The sequence below is a fragment of the Catenulispora sp. GAS73 genome, assembly GCF_041262085.1.
In the GTDB taxonomy this organism is placed as follows: Bacteria; Actinomycetota; Actinomycetes; order Streptomycetales; family Catenulisporaceae; genus Catenulispora.
Window position 1 is genome coordinate 34120 of the sequence record NZ_JBGCCM010000056.1, and the last position, 23280, is coordinate 57399.

At 71.6% G+C, this 23280-nt stretch carries 21 protein-coding genes; 7 read left to right on the forward strand and 14 right to left on the reverse strand.

Annotated features, from left to right (window positions below; translation table 11 throughout):
• Positions 1–19 precede the first annotated feature (19 nt).
• The 14 genes from ABH935_RS47130 to ABH935_RS47195 form a co-directional block, all read right to left on the reverse strand.
• Positions 20–955 (reverse strand): 3-oxoacyl-[acyl-carrier-protein] synthase III C-terminal domain-containing protein, encoded by a 936-nt coding sequence (locus ABH935_RS47130; protein WP_370384544.1) that lies wholly within the window; start codon positions 953–955, stop codon positions 20–22.
• Complete coding sequence (locus ABH935_RS47135; protein WP_370384545.1) at positions 952–2658, reverse strand: class I adenylate-forming enzyme family protein; 1707 nt, start codon at positions 2656–2658, stop codon at positions 952–954. Before ABH935_RS47135 ends, ABH935_RS47130 begins: the two co-directional genes overlap by 4 nt.
• Complete coding sequence (locus ABH935_RS47140; RefSeq protein WP_370384546.1) at positions 2655–3509, reverse strand: SDR family NAD(P)-dependent oxidoreductase; 855 nt, start codon at positions 3507–3509, stop codon at positions 2655–2657. Before ABH935_RS47140 ends, ABH935_RS47135 begins: the two co-directional genes overlap by 4 nt.
• On the reverse strand, positions 3506–4486 hold the full coding sequence (locus tag ABH935_RS47145; RefSeq protein WP_370384547.1) for an alpha-ketoacid dehydrogenase subunit beta: 981 nt from the start codon (positions 4484–4486) through the stop codon (positions 3506–3508). The genes ABH935_RS47140 and ABH935_RS47145 overlap by 4 nt, the downstream gene beginning before the upstream one ends.
• On the reverse strand, positions 4486–5412 hold the full coding sequence (locus ABH935_RS47150) for a thiamine pyrophosphate-dependent dehydrogenase E1 component subunit alpha (RefSeq protein WP_370384561.1): 927 nt from the start codon (positions 5410–5412) through the stop codon (positions 4486–4488). Before ABH935_RS47150 ends, ABH935_RS47145 begins: the two co-directional genes overlap by 1 nt.
• A 394-nt stretch (positions 5413–5806) precedes the next feature.
• Positions 5807–6631 carry a DUF3050 domain-containing protein gene (locus ABH935_RS47155; RefSeq protein WP_370384548.1) on the reverse strand — a complete coding sequence of 275 codons (825 nt, stop codon included), beginning with the start codon at positions 6629–6631 and terminating at the stop codon, positions 5807–5809.
• Entirely contained in the window at positions 6631–7548 is a 918-nt protein-coding gene (locus ABH935_RS47160; RefSeq protein WP_370384549.1) for a phytanoyl-CoA dioxygenase family protein, read from the reverse strand. Before ABH935_RS47160 ends, ABH935_RS47155 begins: the two co-directional genes overlap by 1 nt.
• Complete coding sequence (gene hppD, locus ABH935_RS47165; protein ID WP_370384550.1) at positions 7545–8648, reverse strand: 4-hydroxyphenylpyruvate dioxygenase; 1104 nt, start codon at positions 8646–8648, stop codon at positions 7545–7547. Before hppD ends, ABH935_RS47160 begins: the two co-directional genes overlap by 4 nt.
• Before the next feature lie 16 nt (positions 8649–8664).
• Complete coding sequence (locus tag ABH935_RS47170; protein WP_370384551.1) at positions 8665–9924, reverse strand: beta-ketoacyl synthase; 1260 nt, start codon at positions 9922–9924, stop codon at positions 8665–8667.
• Positions 9921–10484 (reverse strand): hypothetical protein, encoded by a 564-nt coding sequence (locus tag ABH935_RS47175; protein WP_370384562.1) that lies wholly within the window; start codon positions 10482–10484, stop codon positions 9921–9923. The genes ABH935_RS47170 and ABH935_RS47175 overlap by 4 nt, the downstream gene beginning before the upstream one ends.
• A 101-nt stretch (positions 10485–10585) precedes the next feature.
• Positions 10586–11632, reverse strand: a complete 1047-nt coding sequence (locus ABH935_RS47180) for a beta-ketoacyl synthase N-terminal-like domain-containing protein (protein ID WP_370384563.1) — start codon at positions 11630–11632, stop codon at positions 10586–10588.
• A gap of 890 nt (positions 11633–12522) precedes the next feature.
• Positions 12523–12774, reverse strand: a complete 252-nt coding sequence (locus ABH935_RS47185) for a hypothetical protein (protein ID WP_370384552.1) — start codon at positions 12772–12774, stop codon at positions 12523–12525.
• 3 nt (positions 12775–12777) lie between these two features.
• A complete protein-coding gene (locus ABH935_RS47190) occupies positions 12778–13047 on the reverse strand; it encodes an acyl carrier protein (RefSeq protein WP_194911942.1) in 270 nt (89 codons plus the stop codon).
• Positions 13048–13088: 41 nt separating this feature from the next.
• Positions 13089–14477 (reverse strand): class I adenylate-forming enzyme family protein, encoded by a 1389-nt coding sequence (locus ABH935_RS47195; protein ID WP_370384553.1) that lies wholly within the window; start codon positions 14475–14477, stop codon positions 13089–13091.
• Between the two features lie 339 nt (positions 14478–14816).
• Here ABH935_RS47195 and ABH935_RS47200 point away from each other — a divergent pair, with 339 nt between their 5' ends.
• The 7 genes from ABH935_RS47200 (at position 14817) to ABH935_RS47230 (ending at position 22749) form a co-directional block, all read left to right on the forward strand.
• Positions 14817–16001 carry a methyltransferase domain-containing protein gene (locus ABH935_RS47200; RefSeq protein ID WP_370384554.1) on the forward strand — a complete coding sequence of 395 codons (1185 nt, stop codon included), beginning with the start codon at positions 14817–14819 and terminating at the stop codon, positions 15999–16001.
• Positions 15998–17188, forward strand: coding sequence for a glycosyltransferase (locus ABH935_RS47205; protein WP_370384555.1), 1191 nt, complete (start codon positions 15998–16000; stop codon positions 17186–17188). The genes ABH935_RS47200 and ABH935_RS47205 overlap by 4 nt, the downstream gene beginning before the upstream one ends.
• Entirely contained in the window at positions 17172–17936 is a 765-nt protein-coding gene (locus tag ABH935_RS47210) for an ABC transporter permease (RefSeq protein WP_370384556.1), read from the forward strand. Before ABH935_RS47205 ends, ABH935_RS47210 begins: the two co-directional genes overlap by 17 nt.
• Positions 17937–17954: 18 nt before the next feature.
• Positions 17955–18914: an ATP-binding cassette domain-containing protein gene (locus ABH935_RS47215; protein WP_370384564.1), complete on the forward strand. Its 960-nt coding sequence runs from the start codon at positions 17955–17957 to the stop codon at positions 18912–18914.
• A 62-nt stretch (positions 18915–18976) separates the two neighbouring features.
• Entirely contained in the window at positions 18977–19993 is a 1017-nt protein-coding gene (locus ABH935_RS47220) for a UDP-glucuronic acid decarboxylase family protein (RefSeq protein WP_370384565.1), read from the forward strand.
• A 5-nt stretch (positions 19994–19998) separates the two neighbouring features.
• Positions 19999–21357 (forward strand): condensation domain-containing protein, encoded by a 1359-nt coding sequence (locus tag ABH935_RS47225; RefSeq protein WP_370384557.1) that lies wholly within the window; start codon positions 19999–20001, stop codon positions 21355–21357.
• Positions 21358–21447: 90 nt separating this feature from the next.
• Positions 21448–22749, forward strand: coding sequence for a condensation domain-containing protein (locus ABH935_RS47230; protein ID WP_370384558.1), 1302 nt, complete (start codon positions 21448–21450; stop codon positions 22747–22749).
• Positions 22750–23280: the final 531 nt, after the last annotated feature.

The window sequence follows — 23280 nt, forward strand, 5'->3', positions numbered from 1 at the left end:
GCTGATGTGCCCGGAAGACTCAGTGCTCGAATACCATGGCCGAGAACGTCGCGCCGCGGCCGGCGCCGGCCGCCGCGACGACGTAGCGCTCCCCCGGCTTCAGCAGGCCGCGGCGGCTCGCGGTGCGGTAGTTCAGGAAGGCGTCGGCGCAGAACACGTGGCCGTCGGCGGCGACGTTGTCCAGCACCACCTTCGCCAGCGGGAAGCCGATCCGCTTGCAGACCCGCTGCCAGGCCACCACGTTGACGTTGTGCGGGAGCACCAGCGCGATCTCCGCCATCGTCAGCCCGGCGCCCTCGACGGCGGCCAGGATCGCCTCGCCGAGCGAGTCGGAGTACACCCGCTGGAACTCCAGGGCCTGCTCCATCGAGTCGCCGTCGAACTCGCCGCGCAGGTCGGCGCTGTAGGAGAGCAGGCGGTCGTGCTCACCGGAGGCGCTGACCAGGCACGCCGAGGCGCCCTCGCCGAAGAACGAGGTCTCCGGCACCATCTGCGCCTCGCCGGTGAAGGCCTTCTCCCCGGCCAGGATCAGCGCCAGCGCGTCCGGGTGCGCGGCGGCGTCGGCGGCCAGCAGGCGGCCCGCGACGTCGATCGCCAGCAGGCCGGAGGCGCAGGCGTGGTGCCCGACGGCGAAGGTCTCGGCGTGGTCCAGCCCGCGTTCCCGGCACAGCTCGCGCAGCGGGTTCAGCGGGTACGGCGTGACCGTCGGGAACGTGCGCGCGTGGATGACGTACCGGACCCGGTGCTCGTTTCCCGCCAGGCCGTCCAGGTCGTCCAGGGCGCCGCGCAGCAGGTCGGTCAAGGTGCCGCCGGCGTCCCGGCTGACCTCGCCGAGCTTGTGATAGCGCCGGAACACCTTGGTCTGCATGGCGGTCAGCCCGAACCGCTCGGCCAGATCCTCGATCGGCACGCGCTCGTCCGGCAGGTAGGTGCCGATCGCGGTCAGCGCGGTCACAGCGCCCCGCTTTCCTGCGCGACCGGGACTGTGTTGGCGGTTGCGGTTGCGCCCACGGTCGCGGCGGCCGAGTCGGCGGCGTGCCGCTGCCGCATCAGGAACTTGCGAACCTTGCCGGTCGGCCCGACGACCAGCTGGTCCTCGCCGATCACCAGGACCCTGCGAAGCGTCGCCCCGGCCGCGGCGCTGAGCGCGCCGCGCACCGCCGGCTCCCAGTCCGCGTCCGGATCGGCCCACGGATGCAGCGTGAGCAGCACGTCGGTCACCACACCGTCGTCGGTGGGGACCGCCACGACCGTGCAGTCCAGGATGTCCGGGCATTCCTTGAGGATCCGCTCCTCCGACATCGCCGTGTACAGCCACCGCCCGCCGCCGAGGTCGACCGCGTCGACCATGCGGTCCACGTGGTAGAAGTAGCCCTCCTCGTCCCGGTAGAGCAGGTCCCCGGTGAGGTAGTAGCCGTTGCGTCGATTGCGGTAGGTGTTCAGCGAGTCGTTCCAGTAGCCCGGCGACAGCGAGGCCGACTTCATCCCGCACAGCCCCACCTCGCCGACCGGGACCTCGTCCCCGGTCTGCGGATCGAGCAGCTTGATCTCCACGAAGTCGTGCGTCTGGCCGACGCAGCGGCCATAGCGCTCGGTGTCCGGGGTGTGGGTGATGTGGAACGCCGAGTGGCCCATCTCGCTGGAGCCCAGGCCGTCGACGAACATCGATCCGGGCACCCGCTGCACGCCCTGCCGCGTGACCGTCTCGCGAGAGCCGACGGCGACCAGGTGCCGGATGTGCGGCTCGTGCGCGCAGTCGCCGGTGTTGTACCAGAGTGACACCGAATCCACGGCGCGCGAGGCCAGATCGATGCGCGCCAGCTCGGCCCAGGTCACCGCGAAGCCGAACACGCCGGTCGGCCGCCAGCGCTCGATCGCGTCCACCACCGCCGCGCCGTCGTCGGGGCGCGACAGGTAAAGCAGATCACTGCGATTGCACAGCGCGTGGTTGATGGCCATAATCCCGGCGGCGTGCGGCGCCGGCAGGACGCTGAGAATCCGGTCGGTGCCGCGGGCCTTGGGCTTGCGCAGCCGCTGCAACCGCGTGCCGACGAACAGGTTCCCGTGGGTCTGCGTCACCGCGGCCGGCATCCGGGTGGTGCCCGAGGAGTGCGTGATCGCGATCGGGTCGTCGTCGGCGTGCCGGTACGGCGCGGGCGCGGCGGCCGGGTCGCCGGCCGGGGTCTGCGTCACGTCGTAGACCGCGTCGATCCGGAACCCCAGTTCCAGGCCGCGGTCCGACCGGGCGAGCAGCCGCCGGTGCTCCGCGTCTGTGAGCAGCCCGACGGCCCGCAGACGGCGGATGTACTCGGCGGCCACGTCGCCCGGCAGATTGGGGTTCATCAGCGCCGGGATGGCGCCGAGCCAGTTCAGGGCCATGAAGTGCAGGAAGCAGTCGGCGGCGGTGGTGACGTAGACGGCCACCGGGTCGCGCGGGCCGACGCCCTGCGCGCTGAGCCAGGCGGCGCGCGCGGCGACCGCGTCGCGCAGTTCGCCCAGGGTCAGGGCGTGCCCGGCCGGGTAGTCGTCGACGGCGGTGTCGAACGTCATGCCGGGGCCGTCCAGCGGCGCGCCGTGCTCGATGAGCTTGTGCAGCACGTTGCCGGCGCCGAGGCCGGGGTCGGCGGCGAGCGCGGCCCGGATGCCGGTGGCGGTCATGGCGTGTCCTCCTTCTTGGCGGCCCGGCTGAAAAGCGGCCGGAACCGGGCTTGCGAGCCGTCGGGCATGAGGGTGGTGGGCAGCGGCGGAAAGGCGAAGGGCTGCGGGGCGCGGCCGGCGACCACGGTCCAGGCCTGGCCGGTGCCGGGCTCGGCCAGGACGGTCAGCGCCGCGTCGGCGACGTCGTCCGGGCTCAGCAGCGGGAAGCCCTGCTTGCGGATCAGGCGGCGGGTGATGCCCAGGATCGCGGTGTCGGTGAAGCCGGGGCACAGGGCGTTGATACGGACGTCGCGCTGCTCCAGAGAGGCGGCGATGGCGCGGACGTAGCCGATCGCGGCGCTCTTCGTCAGCGCGTACAAGGGATTCGCCTGGTCGGGGCCGAGGCCCGCGAGCGAGGCGGTGACCAGGATCCGGCCGGCGTGCCGGGCGAGTTCGGGAACGGTCGCATCGATCCCGAACGCGAGGCCGTCGACGTTCACACCCAGCACCCGGCGGTAGCGCTCGACGTCCAGCGGGAGGTCCGGCGGCTGGTCGGAGCTGACCCCGGCGTTGAGGACCGCGAGGTCCAGGCGGCCGAAGTGCTCGACGGCATACGCGACCATCGCGCGGTTCTGATCCAGATCGGAGACGTCGGCCGGGAACGCGATGCCGCCGCAGGACTCCGCGGACTTCGCCGTGGCCTCGGGGTCGATGTCGACGACGACCACGCGGTGACCGGCGGCGGCGAGCCTGGCACACAGCGCGGCGCCGATGCCGTTGCCGCCTCCGGTGACCAGCGCGACCGGGGCTTCCGGGGCTTCGGGCGCTGCCGACACTGCCTGCGCTTCCTGGACCGATTCTGCTTCACTCATCGCACGCTCCCTGTCTTCGCCACAGCCTGGATCGCGTGGCGCAACTGCTCCCGCGTCGGCTGCAACGCACGGTCCAGTCCCTCGGCGAAGGGCAGCACCGCGCCGTCCGGCCGGGTGACCCGCTTCGGCGGGGCGACCAGCCGCATCTGCTCGGCGGCGGTGGCCAGGATCTCGCCGCCGATCCCGCAGGACCGGTTGCTGTCGTCGATGACCACCAGGCGTCCGGTGCGCTCCAGCGACTCGGCCAGCCCCTGCCAGTCGAACGGGTGCAGGCTGCGCGGATCGAAGACCTCGACATCGATGGTGTCGGCCAGCTCGTCGGCGACCTCCAGCGCGGCGTGGACCAGGTGCCCGACCGCCACGACCGTCACGTCCGTACCGGGGCGATGGATCCGCCCGACGCCCAGCGGAACCGGCGCGAGCTGCGCGAGGTCCACGTCCTGCCGCCGTCCCATCGCGCCGGCCGGGGCGAAGACCACCACCGGGTCGTCGTCGCGGATCGCGGTGACCAGCAGGCCGTAGGCGTCGGCCGGGGTGGCCGGGACCACCGTCTTCACCCCGACATGCGCGAACAGGCTGTAGGGATGATCAGAGTGCTGACCCGCCCAGCCGTCGCGGGAGCCGGAGCTGGGGATCAGGTACGTCACCGGGACGCGGGTCTGGCCGCCGGTCATCAGCGAGAACTTGTGGGCCTGGTTGACGATCTGCTCGAACGCGATGAACAGCAGCGCCGGGATCTGGTACTCGATCACCGGACGGCGCCCGGACATCGCCGCGCCGGTCGCGATGCCGGTGAAGGCCTGCTCGGAGATCGGCATGTCCAGCACGCGTCCCTCGCCGAACCGCTTGACCAGGCCGGCGGTGACGTTCGTGACGGCGACGCGGACGTCCTCGCCGAACACGCACACCGCCTCGTCGCGCTCCATCTCGTCGGCGATGGCGCGATTCAGGGCCTTGAGATAGGACAGGATCGTCATCAGATCGCTCCGGCCCGGGCGGTGGTGCCGTCGGCGTACAGGTGGTCCAGCGCGGTGGCCGGATCAGGGTGCGGACTCTCCAGAGCAAAGCGCACCGCAGCTTCGAGCAGCGCCTCGATGTCCGCATCGATCCGCGCGCGAAGGTCGGCGTCGATCCGCGCGCCCTGGACCTCCAGCGGGTCGACGACGCGTCCGAGCTGGACCTCCTCGGCGGTGCGGTAGCGGGGGCGCGCGGCGTGCTCCCAGGTGTGGTGGGCGTCGTAGCGGTAGGTGACGCACTCCAGCAGCGTCGGGCCCTCTTCGCGCCGGGCGCGCGCGACGGCCCGGGAGGTCGCGGCGAACACGTCCTCGGGGTCCATGCCGTCCACCCGCTCGGCGGGGATGCCGAAGGCCTCGGCGCGGCCGGTGATCGAGCCGGCGACGACGTCGGCGGTGCGGGTGGTGGTCGCGAACCCGTTGTTCTCGCAGACGAAGACCACCGGCGCGCGCCACAGCGCGGCCATGTTGAACGTCTCCAGCACCACGCCCTGACTGACCGCGCCGTCGCCGAAGTAGGTCACGACCACGCGATCCGACCCGGCGCACCGGGCCGCCCACGCGGCACCGGTGGCGATCGGCGCGGCGGCGCCGACGATGGCGTTCGCGCCGAGGATGCCGATACCGAAGTCGGCGGCGTGCATCGAGCCGCCGCGGCCGGCGTTCAACCCGGTGGAGCGTCCGGCGATCTCGGCCATCATCCGCGCCGGATCCGCACCCTTGGCCAGCACATGGCCGTGGCCGCGATGGGTGCTGGTGATGAGGTCGTCCTCGCGCAGCGCGGCGCAGGTGCCGGCGGCGATGGCTTCCTGGCCGATGTAGGGGTGGATGCCGCCGAAGATGTGGCCGGCGTGGACCAGTTCGATGGCCCGCTCCTCGAAGCGGCGGATGAGGCGGACGGTGCGGTAGAGCGCGGCGGAGTCGGGCTTGGCCGGGCCGGCCGGATCCGCCGGGCCCGCCGAGCCCGCCGAGCTTGCCGAACCCGCCGAGCCCGCGAAGACCTGGCCGGGCGCCGTGTCAGGCCTCGGCGCACCGACCGTGGGTGGGCTCGGCGCGGCCGAATCGAGTGGCGCCGAGTCAGCTGGATCCGCCGAGCCTGCCGACACCGAGTCGGGCGCCGCCGTATCAGGCCTCGGTGAACCGACCGCAGCCGGGCTCGGCGCGGCGAAGCCGGGCTCGGCCGGGCCCGGCGCGGCCGTGGTGGCCGCCGCCGAGCCCTGCGAAGCCGAATCAGCCGCAGGGGGCGCGGCCGGGTCGACCGGAGTCGAACCGGCCGCTGCCAGGTCAGCCATCGCTGCTTCCGACCAGCGTCGTCTCACGCTCGCCGATCGCCAGCAGGATCCCGTCCCACAGCTTGGCGCGCGCGGCCAGCGCCCGCTTGACCGTCGCCGCGCACTCCTCCCACTTGGTGTCGTCGTCGCCGCACAGGTCGGCCAGCATCTGCATGGCCATCGGCGTGTGCTCCTCGCCGTCGACCTCGATGTGCCGCGCCAGGTAGTCGACGAAGGTGTCCAGTCCGCCGACGGTCTCGTTGACCGTGACCACCTGCTGGAACATGTCCGGGATCAGGTCCTCGCGGCCGAAGGCGAAGGCCGCGGCCTGGCAGTGCACCGGCGCCGAGACGACGATGTCCCAGGTGAGCGCCACGAACGCGGCCGCGGGGGCCGGGACCTCGGCCTCGGCGAGCGCCGCCTCGACCGTCGCGCCGGCCCGCAGCAGGCCGATGAACGCCTCGATGGTCGAGGTGTCGGCGCCGGCCTCGGCCATCCCGGCGACGTAGAGCTCGAAGTGGCTGATGAAGCCGCCGCGCAGCTCGTCGCTCTCCTCGACCAGGACGATGTCGTTGATCAGCCGGCGGCTGCCGGTGGGGCCGGTCGGCACCCACGGGACCGCCACGCAGGTCAGGTTGCGCTGGAGCGACTTGAGCAGGGACATGAAGTCCCAGACCGCGAAGACGTGGTGCTCCAGGAAGGTGCGGATCGCTTCGCCGTCGCGCAGGCGCGCGTAGAGCGCGTGCCCGACGACCTCGTTGCGGGCCGGGGTGATCTCGGATTCGAGTCGGTCGATACCAGGGTGCCGCTGGCCCCAGTCGTAACGTGTGGCAGCCATCAGTTCCTCCAGAGCACGGGGCAGTAGTCGGGGTCTGCGTAGTCGGGGCGGCCGTCGGCGAGCCGGCGGACCAGGACGTCGTGGTTGTAGGCGGCGTAGGTACCGTCGCCGAGCGCGAACCGCTGGTTCTCGTTCGCGCCGTCCTGCAGGTGGAACGAGATCGCGCGGCGGGGCCGCGCGCTCAGGTTCGGTCCGCTGCCGTGATAGGTCCGGCAGTGGTGGAAACTCATGTGTCCCTTGGGGATGTCCATCGGGATCTTGCGGATCTCGGCGCCGTTGTGCGCGGCGTTCTCGGCCAGGACCCGCTCCAGGTCGGCCTTGTCGCGCTCGGCGAAGTGCCGGACCATCGAGTCCTCGCGGCCGATCTCGGTCCAGCGGTGGCTGCCGTCGACCATGGTGATGGTGCCCATCTCCGGCCCGCAGTCGTGGAACGGGATGAACGCCGTGAGCATGCTCTCGGAGGTGCACGAGGCCCAGTAGTGGCGGTCGAAGTGCCAGGGCACGACGTTGCTCGGCTCGCCGGCGATCGGCGGCTTGTAGATCAGCGTGGACTGGAAGACGCGGATCTCGTCGGTCCGCGCCAGCCGGGCGGCGACCGCGCCGATCAGCGGCTTGCACAGGATCTTGGCGATCGCGTCGCTCTCGTAGTGCACGTAGTCGTTGTGCCGCTGCACCGGTCCGTCGGACGGCTTCCAGGCGGCGAGCTTCGGTGGACGCACCGGCAGCTCGCGGCTGCGCTCGCCGTCGTAGTAGCGGTCGGTGACCTCCACCAGCGCGTCGACCTCGTCGTCGCTGAAGAGCTTGCCGGTGAGGAACCAACCGCGCTCCTGGTATTCCTGGACCTGCGCGTCGGTCGGCAGGAGCGCCGCCTCGTCGTCGGTGAGGACGAACTGCTTCTGAACGCTCTCGGTTGTCATCGTTGTCCCGCCGCTCCTATCGCTCCCGTTTCCACGGAGTCCCGCACACCGGCGAGCTCCCTTTCCTTGGCCGCATACAGTGCGGGGATGTTGCTGGTGCCGAAGGTCTTGGCGCCGTGCCGCTCGATGAGCTCCCAGAAGAAGGTCCGGCGGATGTGCATCGACTTGGCGAAGATCTGGTACATCTGGCCCCAGTGGTCGCGGTCGACCAGGATCCCCAGCGGACGCAGCCGGTCCACCGGCAGGTCGATCTCGCCGAGGCGGTCATTCAGGACGTCGTAATAGCTACCGGGGGTCTCGGCGAAGCCGGCGCCGTTGGCGGCGAAGCTCTTCACCGTGGCCACGATGTCGTCGGTGCTCAGCGCCAGGTGCTGCACGCCGGCGCCGCCGTGCCAGGCCAGGAAGTCGTCGATCTGGCCGCTCTGCCGGCTCATGTCGGGCTGGATGATGGTGAAGGTCGCGCCGCCGGACGGGCTCTGGACCACCTGGGAGTACATCCCCTGGGCCCCGACCTCGATGTACTCCTCGAAGATCAGCTTGAAGCCGAAGACCCGCTGGTAGAACTCGACGGTCGGCTCCAGTTCCCCGGCCGGGACCAGCACGGCCGCGTGGTCGATGGCGCGGACCAGTTCGGGCTCGGTGCGCGGCGGGGCCGGCTGGGCCTCGATCGCGCCGGGCCAGAACGCGGCGCCGTGCCGTTCGACGAAGCGGTGCACGACGTCGCCGAAGCCGCCGACGCTCGCGATGGTCACGGACTCGCCGCCGGCCTTGTAGGTGCGGGGCGCCTCGACGGAGGTCGCACCGGCGGCCACCGCTTCCTCGTAGGCGCCGGTCGCGTCGCCGGTGCCGAAGGCGATGACGCCGACGCCGTCGCCGTGCCGGGAGACGTAGCCCTCGGCCGGGTGACCGCTGGCCAGGGCGGAGGTGAGCAGGACCCTGCTGTCGCCGTGCGCCAGCAGCAGGCTGCGCTGGCGGGGCAGCTCGGTCTCCGGCCCGCCGTGCCCGGCGACGTGGAATCCGAACGCCGTGCAGAGGAAGAACGCGGCTTGTCGCGCGTCTCCCACGTAGAACTCGACATGATCGATGCCGAGGATGTCCATTCCCTATCGCCTTCCGCTATGCCGTACGGGACCGCTGCGTGCTAGGGCAGCCGTACACGACGCTGACGTTGTGGCCTCCGAACCCGAACGAGTTGGACATGACGTGCTCGACCCGCACCGCGCGCGGAATCTTGCGCAGGTGGTCGAGATCGCAGTCGGGATCGGGGTCGTCGAGGTTGTGGGTGGGTGGCAGCAGACCCGTGAGCAGGGCCCTGATCGACACCGCGGACTCGACCACCCCGGAGGCGCCGAGCATGTGGCCGGTCACGGCCTTGGTGGAGCTGACCGGCGGGGCGTCGGCACCGAACGTGGTGCCGATCGCCAGCGCCTCGGCGAGGTCGCCGAGCTTGGTGCTGGTGCCGTGCGCGTTCAGGTAGCCGATGTCCCGTGGTTCCAGGCGTGCGTCGCGGAGGGCGTGCTTCATGCACACGCTGGCGCCTTCGCCGTCCGGCCGCGGGGTGGTCGGGTGGTGGGCGTCGTTGGTGACGCCCCAGCCCAGGACGTCGGCGTAGGCCGCGGCGCCGCGGGCGTCGGCGAAGTCCTTGCGCTCCAGGACGAAGACGCCTGCGCCCTCGCCGAGGACCAGGCCGTTGCGGCGGCGGTCGAAGGGGCGGCTGGCGCCCTCGGGGTCCTCGGACCAGCCACGCGCCAGGGCGCGGGCGTTGCCGAAGGTGTCGGCCAGCGTCGGGAAGAGCGGGGCCTCGCTGCAGCCGGCGAGGACGACGTCCGCCTCGTCGGCGCGCAGCAGGCGCATCGCCTCGCCGATCGCCTGGCCGCCGGCCGCGCAGGCGGTGCCGCTGGAGGAGACGTAGCCGCGGATGCCGTACTTGATGGCGATGCGCGCCGCGCCCATGTTGGGGAGCATGCCGGGCAGCAGGTAGGGGCTGACGCCGAGGCGGCCCTTCTGGGTGCGCAGGACCACCTGGGCTTCGAGCGTGGCCAGGCCGCCGGTGCCGGACAGGATGACGGCGACGCGGTAGGGGTCGGCGTCGCGGCCGACTTCGAAGTCGGCGTCGGCGAGGGCGTCGGCGGCGGCTTTGAGCGCCATGACGATGTAGCGGTCGACGACGCGCGCCTCGGTCGCGGGCAGAACGCTGGCCGGGTCGATCTCCGGACTGAATGCTCCGACCTCCAGGGCGGTGCCGACCTGGTGGCCCTCCGGCGGGCGGCGCAGGCCCGAGCGGCCCTCGCACATGGCGGCGTGGACTTCGGCGGCGGTGGTGCCGACCGGGGTGACCATGCCCATGCCGGTGACGACCACTTCGGGGCGGGTCATGGGGTGGCTCCTGTCGTCTCGGGGGCTGCCGCGCCGAGCAGGACGGCGTGGGCTTGATCGTGGCCGCCGGTGCCTTGCTCGATGCGGACGAGGAGGACTTCGTCGGCGTCGCCGTCCTCGATGAGCAGCGCGGCGGTTTCGAGCGCTGAGGCCGGGTCCGCGAGGCAGACGACGGGGCCGGTGAGGTGCCAGCGCGCGGCGATGTGGCCGGCGACGGCGTTCGGGACCGACTGGAAGAACAGCAGGGGGCCGAGCAGGCCGGCGTCGGCGACGGTGCGCGCGACGTGCGCGGCGCTTTCGCGGTCGCCTCGGGCGGTGGCGATGAGGACGGCGGTGTTGCTTGTGGTCTTGCTTGTGGTCTTGCTTGTGGTGATGCCTTCGGTCGGCGGGCGGCGGCTGAGGCACCGCGCGGCGGTCTCGGCGGCGATCGGGCTGAAGCTGGAGACGATGAAGCCTGGTAGGGAGGGCGGGGCGTGGTCGTGCACTGATTCGGGCCAGTGCGCCTCGGCGTGGATGACGAGCCCGGCGGCGGCTGCCTGGCGCGGCGTGGTCGCGGTGATGGCGCGGCCATACGCGGCAGTCAGATCGGTCGGCAGGTTCTGCGGCGGCCCGGCGGGGCCCTTCTGCTCGGGGACGAACGCGAACGCCTCTGTGGTGTGGCTCATGCCGCACCCACCAGCAGGGCCGTGTTGGCGCCGCCGAACGCGACGTTGAGCGTGAGCGCGTATTCGAGGTCTGCGACAGCCGGTTCCAGCACGAGGGCCAGCGGGCAGTCGTCGTCGGGGCCGAGGTAGCCGGCGTTGAGCGGAAGCCGCCCGGCGCCGAGCGCGGCGATGGTGAGGATGAGCTCGAGCAACGCGCCGGCCTCCAGCGCCTGGCCGTGGACGGACTTGGTCGAGCTCACCGGCACCTTGCCGGAGGCCTCGCCCAGGGCCGCGCGCAGGGCGGCGGACTCGGCGACGTCGCTCTGCTTGGTGCCGGAGCCGTGCGCGTTGACGTAGCCGACCTCGGCGGGCGCGACACCGCCGCGATGCAGCGCGTCGGTGATGGCGCGGGCCAGGCCGAGGCCATCGGGACGGGGCTTGATGACATGGTAGGCGTCGCCGCTACGGCCCCAGCCAGCGATGCGCGCCAGGGGCTCGGCCTCACCAGCGGCCTCCAGCACGAGCGCCCCGACGGCGTCGCCGAGCAGCAGGCCGCCGCGACCCGCGCTGAACGGACGCACGCGACCATCGAGCGCGAGGGCGCGACCGGCGTCGAAGAGCGCGTACTGATCGGCATCGACGAGATACCCCGCCGCAACCACGACCCGCTCGGCCCGACCCCGCGCGATCTGCGCGGCAGCATCGGCGACCGCGGTACTGGCCGCGACGCACGCGGAGGTGTAGGCCCGAGCGCCCGCGAAACCGCACGCAGCCGCTATGCCGGCCGCGAACGCATCAGCGCCACCATCGGGCTGACCGTGAATGGCGAGGTAGAGCTGACAGCCGGCACGAGCAGCGCGCCCGAGCCCAGCACCATCGCAGGCCTCATCGACAGCGCGAATCAGCTCCCGCACAAGCTCCGGCGACCCGGGGGCGATAGCCGCAACCTTCGCCCGCCGACCAGCTACATCGAACCGCTCGACCGGCACGAAGCCCGAGGCTCCCGCAAGCGCCGCGCGCAGCAAGGGCTCGACGCCCGCACCGAACGCGCTGAAGACCGACATGCCGGTGACGACGACCTCGGTCGACCCGCGGCGCGCTCGGGATGCAGCGGCAGGCAGCTCGCCGAGTTCAGTCCCCGAAGGTCCCGCCACAACGCCAGCCCGCGCCAGAACGAGCTCGGCGACCGCGCGCACCTCGGCTGGTTCGCTACCAGAGCGCACCTCGCCAGTAGCCGCCAGCTCGCCGCCAGCACGCACCTCGACCGCAGCCGCTCGCGCGCCGCATTCAGCGCCAACCCGCGCCGCAGCAGACTCGCCGCCAGCACGCATATCGCCCACGCCAGCAGCGCCACTCGCAGCCAACGCTGTGCCGGCCGCAGCAAGCCCGCGTGTCGCATGCATCGCACCGACAGCCGCTCGCGCCGCAGCAAACTCGGCGCCAGCACGCATCTCGCCCACGCCAGCAGCACTACTCGCGGCCAACGCTGTGCCGGCCGCAGCCAGCTCGCCGCCAGCACGCACCTCGACCGCAGCCACTCGCGCGCCGCACTCAGCGCCAACCCGCGCGGCAGCAAACTCATCGCCAGCACGCATCTCGCCCACGCCAGCCGCGCTACTCGCAGCCAACGCTGTGCCGGCCGCAGCCAGCTCGCCTGTCGCGTGCATCGCACCGAGAGCCGCTCGCGCGCCGCATTCAGCACCAGCCCGCGCAGCCTTCAGCTCGGCGACCGCGCGCACCTCGGCTGGTTCGCCGCCGGAACGCGCCTCGCCAGCAGCCGCCGACTCACGCCGCGCCGCTGCCAGCTCGCCAGCCGCATGCATCGCACGGACAGCGGCTCGCGCACCGCGCTCAGCCCCGGCCCGCGCCGCGCCGACCGCGGCGAGCCTGCCACCCGCGCGCACCTCGCTCGCGCGGGCCGTGCCGCCCGCGCTGCCGGCGCGCGCCGCGCCACTCACCCCGGCCCCCCGAAGCCCAGCTCCCCCAGTACCCGCACCACGGCGTTCACCGTCGTCATCTCGGCGAGGGCGTCGTCGTCGGCGTCGAAGGGGCGGCCGTAGCGCTGCTCGACCTGGTGGATCAGCCATGCCAGTTCCAGGGAGTCCACGGTCTCCGGGACTTCGTCGGGGGTGCGCTCGCCGTAGGTCGCCAGCATGGCCAGGACCTCGTCGCGGTGCCCGCTCACTGTGGGCTCGGCGTCGGTCACGGCTCAGGCCGAGGTGGCGGGGGTCGCCAGGCGGGTTTCGACGGCGGCGCAGAACTCGTCGATGGTCAGCGAGGCCAGTTCGTCGAGTTCGTCGTCGCTGAAGCGGATGCCGAAGCGCTCCTCGACGCGGACGCCGAGTTCGGCCAGGGCCAGGGATTCCAGGTCCACGCCGGCCGGGCCGAGCTGGGTTTCGCCGTCGAAGTCGGCGGTGTCGTAGTTCATCTCGCCGAGGGCTTCGAAGGCGAACTTCTTGATCTCGTCGTGCGACGTCATGGGCTTCTCGGTTCCTTCCGGTAGAGGATGCTCAGAAGAGCTCAGCGCGCGTTGGAGAGCACGCTCTGGTCGCGGACGAGCTTTCCGGTCGCGGTGCGCGGCAGCTGGTCGACGACGTGCCAGGCGCGCGGCCGCTTGTAGGCCGCGACCCGCTCGAACAGGCCGGCCTGGACGTCCTCCAGCTGTGCCGCCGGCGCCAGGACCACGTACGCCTCGATCGCCTTGCCGTACACCACCACCGCGGCCTCGACGCCGGGCAGCCCGGCCAGGGTGTGCTCGACCTCGCTGAGGTCGACCTTCAGGCCGCCGATCGAGACCTGCGAGTCGCGGCGGCCGCGGACCCGGACCAGGCCGGTCTCGGCGTCGACGGTGCCGGCGTCCTTGGTGTGCAGCCAGCCGTCGGACCAGCGCGTGGGATCCACGAGGCCGACGTACGGCGAGTTCTCCATCGCGATGTGCAGCTCGCCGTCGGTGTCGCGGATCTCGATCCCGGGCGCCGGCATGACAGCCGGGCGGTGCGTCCCGAACAGGTCGGTCGCGATGACGCCGAGCTCTGTCATCCCGTACATGTTCCCGAGCCGGATCCCGTACCGGTCGGCGAACGCGTCGTGCACCTGCGCCCGCACCAGCTCGCCGCCGGTGGTCATGCCGGTCAGCTGCGGCAGCCGCGGCGGTTCGGCGACGGCGGCCAGCAGCTCGATGTGGAACGGCACGCCCAGCAGCGTCGTCGGCTCGGGCCCCGCGCCGACGGCCTCCAGGATGGCGTCGGCGGTCATCCGCCCCGGCAGCACCAGCTGCACGCCGGCGTGCAGGCCGTACAGCAGGCCGCCGACCAGCCCGAGCACGTGCACCATCGAGGCCAGCGAGACGATCCGCTCGCCGGGCTGCGGCACGCCCTCGCCGATCGCGGTGTACCGGTCGATCTCGGCGATCAGGTCGGACGCGGTCCGCCCGATCGACTTCGACGGCCCGGTCGATCCCGAGCTCAGCTGCACCAGCGCGTGCGACGTCTCAGAGGGCTGACCTCCGGGGTGCGCGACGACCTTCTCCTGCACCTCGTAGAACGCCCGCAGCGCTCCGCCGCTGGTCTTCTCCGTGCTCACCACGAACTGCGGCGCGAGCCGGGTGACCGCCTGCTCCACCTCGAACGCGGTCAGCCGGTGGTCCAGCAGCGCGGCGCGGGCGCCGATCCGCCAGGCGGCCAACAGGTTCGTGATGAACGTCAGCGACGGCGGCAGGCACAGCGCCACCGATCCGCCGGCCCGCAGGCCGGCGGCCGTCAGCTGCTCCTGCCGCGAGGCCACCAGGGCTCGCAGGGTCGAGCGGTCGACCGGCGCCCCGAGGACCAGGCACACCTGGTCCTCCGGTCCGGCCAACAACACCTCGTCGACCCATTCCGGGTCCGTGGGAATGTCGATTCCCGCAGCCATCACCGACACCTCCGCCCACGCCGAATTGAAAATCCCGAAAAAGGAGAAAAGGAAACCATCCGACAAGGCTGCGGCACGGACCTGCCACAACCGTTCGGCGACGGCGCAAGCTTTGGCTCAAGTGGACCTCAACGTCAAGCGCTCCCCCATGTTCGAGTAAAGTTCGCAGATCAGAGCCCTGGAATAAAGCCATTGCGCCGTGCAAATTTTCACCGTTGACCGAGAACCAGCCAGCGGGCTAGCGTCATCGCCGGTCGTACCACAGTAAAGTTCGTGCATTTTCTTGCCCGCGCCGGCAATCTCCTTGCCTTCTTTTCCCCGCCTGCAAATGGAGCATCGGTGAACGCTGACATGAACACGGCGGTCGAGCGGTACTACGACACCACGCTCGATCTGTACGAGGAACTGTGGGGCGAGCACGTCCACCACGGCTTCTGGGACGAGGGCGAGCGCCCCGACGCGGACGGCGCGGACCGGCACACCGCCACCGACCGCCTGGTGCACGAACTCGTCTCCTACGCCGGCGTCCCGGCCGAGGCGCGCGTCCTGGACGTCGGCTGCGGCATCGGCGGCCCGGCGCTGTACCTGGCCGGCGCCCTGCGCTGCTCGGTCGTCGGCGTGACGCTCAGCGCGCAGCAGGCCGCCCGCGCCGGCGAGAAGGCCGCGGAAGCGGGCCTGGCCGAGCGCGCGGAGTTCCACCAGCTGGACGCCCTGAGCACCGGCTTCCCCGACGAGTCCTTCGACGTGCTGTGGGCCGTCGAGAGCCTGATGCACATCGCGGACCGCGAGGCGTTCTTCGCCGAAGCGATGCGCCTGCTGCGCCCCGGCGGCCGGCTGGCGATCGCCACCTGGTCGGTGCGCGACGGAGCCTTGTCAGAGGACGAACAAGAGCTGGTCGACCAGATCCTCAAGCACCAGGTGATGCCGAGCTTCTCCTCGTTGGAAGAGCACGAGCGCATGGCCGCGGCAGCGGGCTTCACCGAGGTCGCCTCGGTCGACTGGAGCCGCGCCGTGGCCAACTCCTGGGACCCGGAGTTCGCACTCATCAAGAAGCCCGAACACGGCCGCGCGACGATGGTCTCGCTGGCCCGCGAGCGCGGCGCCGACGTCCTCGGGTTCTTCTACGCCGGGCCGTTGATGAAGAAGGGCTTCGACACCGGGGTCATGACGTATGGGGCGATCCGCGCGGTCAAGCCGGCGACGCAGCACTCTGAGACCTTCGGTACGGTCGTCGAGCAGCTAGGCGTGGTGCTCGACGAGGACGACGCCTGGCGCACGACCGTCACGCCGGCCACCACGCTGGACGGTGACCTGGAGCTGGAGAGCATAGAACTGACAGCTCTGAGCGAGGCGCTGCAAGCCCGCTATGGCACGACCGTGGACCTGGCCGCGCACATCGCAGGGCTCGATGTCGACGAGATCATCGCGTTCACCGTCGGCGACCTCGCCGCCTTCGTCGCCGCACGCACCGCACACACCGCACACACCGATACCACCGCCCCCGCGCAGGCCGACGGCGCATGAGCCGGTTCCTGTTCGTCAGCCTCCCGCTGACCGGCCACGTGAACCCGATGGCGGCGGTCGCGAAAACGCTGACCGCGCAAGGGCACGACGTGGCGTGGGCGGGCTCGGAGTCGTATCTGCGACCCCTGGTCGGCCCGGACGCGGCGATCCAGCAGATCCCGCTGCGTCCGCACCGCCGCCAGGCCGACCGCGGCATGGCGGCGGCGAAGACGCGGTGGGAGGAGTACATCGTCCCGCACTGCAAGGTGTCGCTGAAGGGTGTCGACAAGGCCGTCAGAGCCTTCCAACCGGACGTGGTCGCGGTGGACCAGCACGCCGTCGCCGGCGCGCTGGTCGCCCACCGGTACGGCCTCACCTGGGCCTCGATGGCCCCCACCACGATGGAGCTGACCCGGCCCTACCGCGCGCTGCCGAAGGTCGAGGCCTGGATCCACGGCCACCTGGCGAAGATGTGGACCGACGCGGGCCTGCCCGGCGAGCCTCCGCACGACCTGCGCTTCTCACCGCACCTGCTCGTCGCCTTCACCGGCACGGCGTTGACCGGTCCGCTGTCCTGGCCGGACAACGCGGTCCTGGTCGGTCCGGCGCTCGCCGAGCGGCCCGCCGACCAGGACTTCCCGCACGACTGGCTCGACCCGGCGAAGAAGCACGTCCTGATCTCGATGGGGACGCTGACGTTCGGGGCGTCGCAGAATTTCTACGAGCGGGCCGTGGAAGCGGTCCGGCCGCTCGGCGACCGCGTCCAGGCCATCGTGACCGCGCCGCCGGAGAGCATCCCCGACGCGCCGGACCACGTTCTGGTCCGTGCCCGCGTCCCGGTCCTGGAGCTGATGCCGAAGCTGGACGCGGTGGTGTCCCACGGCGGCCTGAACACGGTCTGCGAGTCCCTGGCCCACGGCGTCCCGCTGGTCGTCGCGCCGATCAAGGGCGACCAGCCGATCAACGCCGCGCAGGTCGCGACAGCCGGTGCGGGGGTGCGCGTCAGCTTCGGCCGGGTCCGGCCCGAAGCGTTGCGCACCGCGATCGTGGCAGTGCTCGAAGACCCGTCCATCCGCGCGTCGGCAACGGCCGTCCGCGACTCGTTCGCCGCGGCCGGCGGCGCCGCCGCGGCCGCCGAGCAGCTGGCGGCGTTGAACGACGCGCCCTTCGGCGAGAAAGAGAGGGATCCCCTTGAAAGTCATGCGTGACACCTGGTTGATCTTCCAACGCAATCTCCAGTTGATGCTGCGCTCGCCGATGTGGGTGGTGCTCGGCGTGGCCCAGCCGGTGGTCTACCTGCTGCTGTTCGCGCCGCTGCTCAAGCCCGCGCTGGCCACGATGGGCGCGCACTCCCAGGCCGAGGCCTACCGCATCTACGTGCCCGGCATGCTCGTCGCCCTGGCGCTGGCCGGTGGCCTCTACGCGGGCTTCGACCTGCTGCAGGAGCTGGCCGCGGGCATCGTCGAGCGGGCCCGCGTGACCCCGGTGAGCCGGCTGGCACTGCTGCTGGGCCGGGCCTTCCGCGACGTGGTGGTGCTGGTGGTCCAGGCGGCCATCATCATCGTGCTCTCGCTGCTGTTCGGGCTGACCGTCGGGATCCCGAACCTGCTGATCGGCTACGGCATCCTGGCCCTGATCAACCTGACCAGCGCGTCGTTCTCCTACGGCATAGCGATGAAGATCAAGAAGCCGGCGGTGCTCGGCCAGCTCATCAACAACGTGGCGCAGCCGCTGATGCTGCTGTCCGGGACGCTGCTGCCGATCGCGCTGGCGCCGCTGTGGCTGCGCGACACCGCCAACGGCAACCCGTTCAACTGGGCCGTCACCGGGATGCGCGAGCTGTTCACCGGCAACCCGGACCACTCGGCGGTGTGGAAGAGCTTCGCCATGCTCGGCGCGCTCGCGATCATCGTCATCGCCTGGTCGGGCCGCAAGTTCGCCAAGTCGGTCCGGTAAGGGGAGAAGAAGATGGGCATCATCGAGATCAAGGGTCTGGCCAAGAGCTTCGAGACCCGCTCCAAGCGCAAGACCACCAAGGTGGACGCGGTGGTCGGGGTCGACCTGGACGTCGCCGAGGGCGAGATCTTCGGCTTCCTCGGCCCGAACGGCGCCGGGAAGACCACCACGCTGCGGATGCTGGCCACGCTGATCGTCCCGGACGCGGGCGAGGCCACGATCGCCGGCGCGGACCTGCGCACCCAGCAGGCCCGGGTCCGCGAGGCCATCGGCTACATCTCGCAGGGCGGCGCCACCTACGACGACGCCACCGCGCGCGAGGAGCTGATCCTGCAGGCCCGCATGCACGGCATCAGCAAGGCCGAGGCACAGCGCCGGGCCGTCACCGCGCTGGCCGCGTTCGACCTGACCGAGTACGCCGACCGGCAGTGCAAGACCTACTCCGGCGGCCAGCGCCGGCGCGTGGACATCGCGATGGGCATCATCCACGAGCCGAAGATCGTCTTCCTCGACGAGCCGACCAGCGGGCTGGACCCGCAGAGCCGCGCGCACATGTGGGACGAAGTTCGGCGGCTGCGCTCGGAGGGCATGACGGTCTTCCTCACCACGCACTACCTGGAAGAGGCCGACCAGCTCTGCGACCGCGTCGCGATCATCGACGGCGGCACCATCGTGGCCGAGGGCACGCCGGACGCGCTCAAGCGCGAGATCTCCGGCGACATCGTCACGGTCGGCGTCGGCGAGGACTTCGCCGAGAAGGCCTCCGAGGTGCTGACCGGCCAGGAGTACCTGACCGAGGTCGAGGTCCGCGACGGCGGCCGGCTGCGGCTGGCGGTCGAGGCCGGCGAGACCGCGGTGCCGCTGGTGATGCGGACGCTGGAGGAGGCCGGGATCGCCACGGCCACGGTCGAGGTGCACCGGCCCACGCTGGACGACGTGTTCCTGACCAAGACCGGCCGTTCGCTGCGGGAGTCGTGACCGTGGGAGAGAGCCAGGCCGGGGAGCACCGGACCGACGGCACGGACAAGACGGACCAGGGAGTGCGCGGCGGGCACGGGGTCGCTGGTCACCACGGCACCGCGCGCGAGATCCACCGCGCCGTGGTGACCGGCGGTGCCGGCTTCGTCGGCTCCCACCTGTGCGACCGGCTGCGCGACTCCGGCGCGGCCGTGGTGTGCGTCGACAACTTCCTCACCGGTTCGCCGGACAACGTCGCGCACCTCGCCGGCGACCCCGGGTTCGAGCTGATCGAGCACGACGTCACAGAACCCTTCGACGTCGAGGGCCCGGTGGACGCGGTCTTCCACCTCGCCTCCCCGGCCTCGCCGCACGACTACGCGCGCCATCCGCTGGCCACGCTGAAGGCCGGCTCGCACGGCACCCTGCACGCACTGGAACTGGCCGGCCGCAAGGACGCGCGCTTCCTGCTGGCGTCCACGTCCGAGGTCTACGGCGACCCGCTGGTGCACCCGCAGGTCGAGTCGTACTGGGGCAACGTCAACCCGATCGGGCCGCGCAGCCAGTACGACGAGGCGAAGCGGTTCGCCGAGGCCCTGACCGCGACGCACCGCGCGCATCTGGGGTTCGACACGACGATCGTGCGGCTGTTCAACACCTACGGACCGCGCATGCGGCCGCTGGACGGCCGCGCGGTGCCGACGTTCGTCAGCCAGGCGCTGGCCGGACGGGAGATCACGGTCGCCGGGGACGGCATGCAGACCAGGTCCCTGTGCTTCGTGGACGACACGGTCGCCGGGATCCTGGCCGCGGCGCGCGCCGGGCATCCGGGCCCGGTCAACATCGGCAACCCAGCCGAGCTGACCATCCTGGAGCTGGCCGACCGGGTGCGGGAGCTGTGCGGGTCGGGCGCGCCGACGGTGTTCGTGCCCCGGCCGGGCGACGACCCGGACCTGCGGCGGCCGGACATCACGCTGGCGGTCTCGACGCTGGGCTGGGCGCCGGTCGTGGACCTGGACAAGGGGCTGACCGCGACCATCGACTGGTTCGCCGCGCGGCTCGCGGGACGGGACGGCGCTCCGGCAGAGCGCGGGCGGTGACCTTGATGCGGCAGCACACGATCATGGTGCCGTTCCAGGGCGAGGGCTCCGGGACCGAGGAGCTGACCTGGGGGCAGTGGACTGTCTGGCGCATGATGACCGGCTTCGACGGCGTGTTCCTGGTCGGCGGGGCGATGCGGTTGGAAGAGGGCACGACGCTCGACCACCTCAAGCACCTGCTGGCGTTCATCATGAAGCGGCACGAGTCGCTGCGGACCCGGATCCGGACCGAGCCCGACGGCTCGCCCCGACAGGTGCTCTCCGAGTCCGGCGAGGTCGGCATCGAGATCGTCGACGTCGAGGACGGCGAGGATCCGGCGGTGGTCGCCGAGGCAATCCGCGAACGGTACGAGTTCGAGCCCTTCGACATCGCGAACGACTGGCCGGTGCGGATGGCCGTCGTCCGGAAGGACGGCGTGCCGGACCACTTCGTGGCGATGTACCCGCACATGGTGATCGACGCCTACGGCTTCGACGCGCTGGTCGGAGATCTGGCGAACCTGGACCGCGAGACCGGCGCCGAGCTGGCTCCGCGGGCCGGCATCCAGCCCCGGGACCTGGTGCGCAAGCAGCGCGAGTCGGCTGCCGAGCGGCAGTGCCAGGCCTCGCTGCGGTACTGGGAGCGGTGGCTGCGGGAGATCCCGGCGCGGCGGTTCAACGGGCCCTACAAGGGCAGCGACCCGCGCTGGTGGGACTGCACGTACGACTCGCGCGCGGCGTTCCTGGCGGTCGGCGCGATCAGCGCGCGCACCGGTCTGCACAGCGGACCGGTGCTGCTGGCCGCGTACGCGGTGGCGCTGGAGCGGGTCACCAAGGCCGGGCCGAGCGCGATCCGGATGGTGGTGAGCAACCGGTTCCGGCCGGACTTCGCGGCCTCGGTCAGCGCGGTGGCGCAGCCGGGGCTGTGCGTGTTCGACGTCCGCGACTGCACCTTCGACGAGGCGGTGGTGCGCGCCTGGCACGCGCAGATCGCCACCGGCAAGAACGCGTACTACGACCCGCGGCGGCTGGTGGAGCTCCGGCTTCAGATCGAGAAGGAGCGCGGCGAAGAGCTGGACCTGATGCTCTATTTCAACGACCGCCGCAAGACGCTGGCACAACCGGTGGCCGAGCCCGAAGCGGTGGCGGACGCCGAGCAGATCTGGGACGCGGTGCCGCTGTCCCGCATGACCTGGGGGATCCGGTCGAACTCGCCGGACGTCAAGGCGTACCTGGACGTCAACGGCAGCGCGGACACGCTGAACGTGACGCTGCGCGCGGACACGCAGGCCCTGACGCCGGGCGAGCAGGTGACGGTCCTGCGCTCGATGGAGGAGGTCCTGCTGGCCGCCGCGTTCGACCCGGGATACCCGACCGGGGTCTGAATCCGACGAGCGCGGTGTTTCGGCGGCTCCCTCCCTCCCTCAGGAGCACGAATCAGCCCTCAAGCACGAGCACGAGTAAGGAGTCCGGTGGTGGAGACGACGAGTCTGACGGCGAACCCGACAGCGAGTCCGACGACGTACCCGATGACGATCGGCCAGCTGTCCGTGCACCGCGACGTGGAGCGCATCCCCGCCGACCGGCTGTGGGAGGCCAACCTGCAGCCGGTGGTGTGGGACGTCCGCACGCCGTGCACGGTGGAGGACGTGTGGCGGGCGCTCGGGGCGCTGGCCGAACGGCACGAGTCGCTGCGCACGAACTACCTGTTCGAGACCGACGGCTCCGGGCGCCAGTTCATCGCCGCCCAGGACGCCGCGGAGGTCCTGGCCCGCGTGGACCGCGGCGTCGCCGACATCGAGGAACTGCCGGCGCTACTGGCAAGCAAGTACCAGGAAGTACTCGACATCTACCACGGGATCCCCTGGCGCGCCTGGGTCGTCACCACGGACGGCGTGCCGACGAAGGTGCTGCTGGTGGTGCACCACATCGCCGCCGACGGCGCGGCAGTCCTGATCATGCAGGACGACTTCCACGCCCTGCTCGCCGGCGAGCCGCTGGCGCCACCGGCCGGCCAGCCCATCGCGATGGCACTGGACCAGCAGGGCGCGGGCGCGTTCCGCCTGCGCGCCGCGGAGCGCTACTGGCGGCGCACGCTGGAGGCCGCCCCGCGCCTGCCGGAGGCCGCGGTCGCCAACACCGAGATGCTCGGCGCCGCCCTGCACACCGGCATCCCCCTGGAGCTGGCGCACGCCGGGGCGGAGAAGCTGGACGTGAGCATGGCCTCGATCGTGCTGGCGGCGTACTACCACGCGGTGCGCACGGCCCTGGGCCGCTCGGCATTGCTGCTGATGGCGATCTCGGCCAACCGCTTCGACCCGAACATGGCCGGCGTGGTGACGTCGCTGACGCAGTGGGCCCCGATGCTGCTGGACTTCGACGGCACCGAGCCGTTCGCGGAGCTGGCGGCCAAGGTCAACGGCAAGGCCCTCAACGCCTTCAAGAACAGCATCTGCGACCCCGACTACGTGGTCGGCATCCGCGAGGAGTACTGCGAGAAGGCGGACCCCCCGGTCGACAAGGGCTTCAGCACCAACGTGATCCTGGCGCCGCCCGGCTTCGCCCCGGCGGTGGAGCAGGAACCCCGCACAGTGGATTTCGCGACCCCGGCACGCTCCTTCGGCCCGGGCTTCTACTTCATCGTCAGCGGCCTCGAACGCATCGACGTGGCCGTCCGCAGCAACCGACCCGACGTCGACCACCAGAAGCTGGCGGCGATCCTCGACGTGTTCCAAGAGACACTGCTGGAGGTCGCCGGCCTGCCGGCGATGGGGTGAGGGGGGCGCTGCGGCCCGGGCGCACTAGGGCTGGTGGCGCCCGGGCCGCGGCGGACTTCGGACGGGGAGAACGGGGAGAACGGGAGAACGGGAGAACGGGGAGAGACGACCGACCGCGGCGTCGCCTGAGCCGGAACCCGCAACCGGCTCGGGCGACGCTGCGGTCGGTCTTTACGGCGCCGCTGCTTGAGGTGGGGGTGTGGGTGTGGGTGGCTGGGGTGTGGTGGGTGCGGTTTGTTGGTGGGTTTTAGGAGCTTTTTACGGCTTCGCGTGGGTTTAAGAAGGATCCGCTGGGTGGCGCAGTTCGGTGGTGTGCCGCAGGTTGCGTTGGCGGCCGGCGGTGTTCGTGTGCACGACCGCGCGCGGGTCCGAGTCACTGCGCACGCGTTGCGTAGGCGGCGATCGTCGGGTGTGGTGGGCGCCTGAAAGTCAAAGACAGGGCCTCCGGCGGCGCCTGCGCGGCGAGCGGCACTCGCTCCGGGGAGGGGGGTCGCGCTGTCTGCCGGCGGACGCTGCTTGTGGTCGCCTTGT

Bases quoted from the DNA above. Each gene is read 5' to 3' on its own strand.
- ABH935_RS47160 (WP_370384549.1), bottom strand. From the start codon at position 7,548: ATGACAACCGAGAGCGTTCAGAAGCAGTTCGTCCTCACCGACGACGAG.
- ABH935_RS47140 (WP_370384546.1), bottom strand. From the start codon at position 3,509: ATGAGTGAAGCAGAATCGGTCCAGGAAGCGCAGGCAGTGTCGGCAGCG.
- ABH935_RS47195 (WP_370384553.1), bottom strand. From the start codon at position 14,477: ATGGCTGCGGGAATCGACATTCCCACGGACCCGGAATGGGTCGACGAG.
- ABH935_RS47225 (WP_370384557.1), top strand. From the start codon at position 19,999: ATGCGGCAGCACACGATCATGGTGCCGTTCCAGGGCGAGGGCTCCGGG.
- ABH935_RS47190 (WP_194911942.1), bottom strand. From the start codon at position 13,047: ATGACGTCGCACGACGAGATCAAGAAGTTCGCCTTCGAAGCCCTCGGC.
- ABH935_RS47170 (WP_370384551.1), bottom strand. From the start codon at position 9,924: ATGACCCGCCCCGAAGTGGTCGTCACCGGCATGGGCATGGTCACCCCG.
- hppD (WP_370384550.1), bottom strand. From the start codon at position 8,648: ATGGACATCCTCGGCATCGATCATGTCGAGTTCTACGTGGGAGACGCG.
- ABH935_RS47205 (WP_370384555.1), top strand. From the start codon at position 15,998: ATGAGCCGGTTCCTGTTCGTCAGCCTCCCGCTGACCGGCCACGTGAAC.
- ABH935_RS47145 (WP_370384547.1), bottom strand. From the start codon at position 4,486: ATGACGATCCTGTCCTATCTCAAGGCCCTGAATCGCGCCATCGCCGAC.
- ABH935_RS47180 (WP_370384563.1), bottom strand. From the start codon at position 11,632: ATGTCGGTCTTCAGCGCGTTCGGTGCGGGCGTCGAGCCCTTGCTGCGC.
- ABH935_RS47155 (WP_370384548.1), bottom strand. From the start codon at position 6,631: ATGGCTGCCACACGTTACGACTGGGGCCAGCGGCACCCTGGTATCGAC.
- ABH935_RS47135 (WP_370384545.1), bottom strand. From the start codon at position 2,658: ATGACCGCCACCGGCATCCGGGCCGCGCTCGCCGCCGACCCCGGCCTC.